This is a genomic window from Microbacterium sp. CPCC 204701, from assembly GCF_004010105.1.
In the GTDB taxonomy this organism is placed as follows: domain Bacteria; phylum Actinomycetota; class Actinomycetes; order Actinomycetales; family Microbacteriaceae; genus Microbacterium.
This window is the reverse complement of the sequence record NZ_RRYE01000469.1, coordinates 1-2039: the sequence shown is the minus strand read 5'-3', so window position 1 is coordinate 2039 and position 2039 is coordinate 1. Positions and strand designations below refer to the sequence as shown.

2 protein-coding genes are annotated in these 2039 nt (G+C 70.2%); both read left to right on the top strand.

From position 1 onward, the window contains the following. Nucleotides 1-176: 176 nt before the first annotated feature. Complete coding sequence (locus EIO58_RS16885) at nt 177-389, top strand: hypothetical protein (RefSeq protein ID WP_127820441.1); 213 nt, start codon at nt 177-179, stop codon at nt 387-389. Nucleotides 390-525: 136 nt separating this feature from the next. Then, nucleotides 526-2039: MDR family MFS transporter (locus EIO58_RS16880; protein WP_127820440.1), on the top strand; the 1514-nt coding region annotated here is incomplete at its 3' end.

Here is a 2039-nt window from a genome sequence, read left to right as displayed (position 1 = left end):
GCGGCCGAGGTGCGGGATGCGCGGAGCCTCGGCGTTCTCGCGCCGCTGCGCCTCGGTGTCGACCGGCCGGAAGCCGGGATGGCCGCCGCCACCCCCGCCGCCGCGGCTCATCCCGCCGCCCCCGCGCATGCTCACCTCGCCAGCCTAACGACGCACTGCGACGCTAGGCTGTGGCCATGACGACGACCAGCGGCTCCCCCGAGCACGACGGCAGCGATCTCGCCGAGCTTCGGGAGGAGATCGACTCACTGAAGGCGATCCCGCACGAGGAGATCCTGAACCCTCTTCCCGAGGACGTCGAGGAGCGCGAGCCGGCGTCGAGCCCGACCGACGCGATCGGCTCGGAGAAGTGGGACCGCCCCGCCGACGAGGAGTCCCTGGAGGACTGACGGCCGGCCGATCGCGGGTATTCCCGATTCGTCCACCGGATCGGGAATGGGATGTCGGAACCCCCGGTTATCCTGATGGCTTGCCATCCTCGGGGTGGCACTTCGCTGTCCCGTCCGAGCCTCGAGGAGACGCCCCATGGCCGCCATCGAAACGACACCCGGAACCGGCAGCATCCCCGCCGTCTCCCCCGCCTCCGCACCCACGGCATCGGCGCTGCGCCCCGAGGAGAGCCGCGTCATCTGGCTCCTCCTCGCCGCCGCGTTCGTCGCGATCCTCAACGAGACGACGATGGGCGTGGCGATCCCGCATCTCATTGACGACCTCGGCATCACCGCTCTCGCGGCGCAATGGCTGACGACCGCCTTCATGCTGACCATGGCCGTGGTCATCCCGATCACGGGCTTCCTGCTGCGCCGCTTCACGACGCGCACGATGTTCGTCGCCGCGATGGGGCTGTTCTCGGCGGGCACGCTCATCGCGTTCCTGGCGCCCGGCTTCCCGTTGCTGCTCGTCGCGCGCGTGGTGCAGGCATCCGGCACCGCCATCATGATGCCGCTGCTCATGACGACGCTGATGACCGTCGTGCCGGCCGCGATCCGCGGACGCATGATGGGCCGGGTCAGCATCGTGATCTCGCTCGCTCCCGCCATCGGCCCCACGGTCGCCGGTGCGATCCTCAACAGCTTCGAGTGGCGCTGGATCTTCGGCATGGTGCTGCCGATCGCGCTCGTCGCGCTCGTGGTCGGTGCCCGTTGGATCCACAACCTCGGCGAGACCACGCACGCCCCGATCGACGTCTCGTCGGTGATCCTTTCGGCGCTCGGCTTCGGCGGCATCGTGTTCGGCCTCAGCCAGCTGGGCGCCGGCGGGCACGGCAGCGGTGCCGCGGCGGCTGCGGCGACCGCGACCTCGACGACCACGCTGGTCATCGCACTCTCGGTCGGGGTCGTAGCCCTCGGGCTGTTCGGCTGGCGCCAGGTGCTGCTGCAGCGCAAGGACGACGCACTGCTCGATCTGCGCGTGTTCCGCTCAAGGAACTTCTCGCTGTCGATCGCGCAGATGGGCATCATGTCGATGGCGTTCTTCGGCGCGATCACGGTGGTGCCGCTCTATGTGCAGAACGTGCTGGAGGTCGACGCGCTCGGGACCGGGCTCATCGTGCTCCCGGGAGCGCTCGCGATGGGTCTGCTCGGCCCGGTCATCGGTCGCATCTACGACCGCTGGGGCACGACCGTGCTGCTCGTCCCGGGCGCCGTGATCACAAGCGCCACGCTGTGGTTCTACACGACCTTCGCGACCGAGACCCCGGTGCCCGTCATCGCAGTCGCGCAGACCGTGCTGTCGATCGGCCTCGCGATGTCGTTCACACCGCTGTTCACTGCGTCGCTCGCCTCGCTGCAGCCGCGCTTCTACTCGTACGGCTCCGCCGTCGTCGGGACCGTGCAGCAGGTCGCCGGCGCCGCGGGCATCGCCCTCATGTTCGGCGTCATGGCGGCCGCCACGGCGACCGCCGCGGAGTCGGGTGCGGGCGACCTGGCGGCACAGGCCGCGGGCACGCGGGCCACGTTCCTCATCGCGGCCATCCTGTCGCTGCCGCTGCTCGTGGGTGCGTTCCTCATCCGGAAGCCGGCCGACCAGCAGATGGGCGC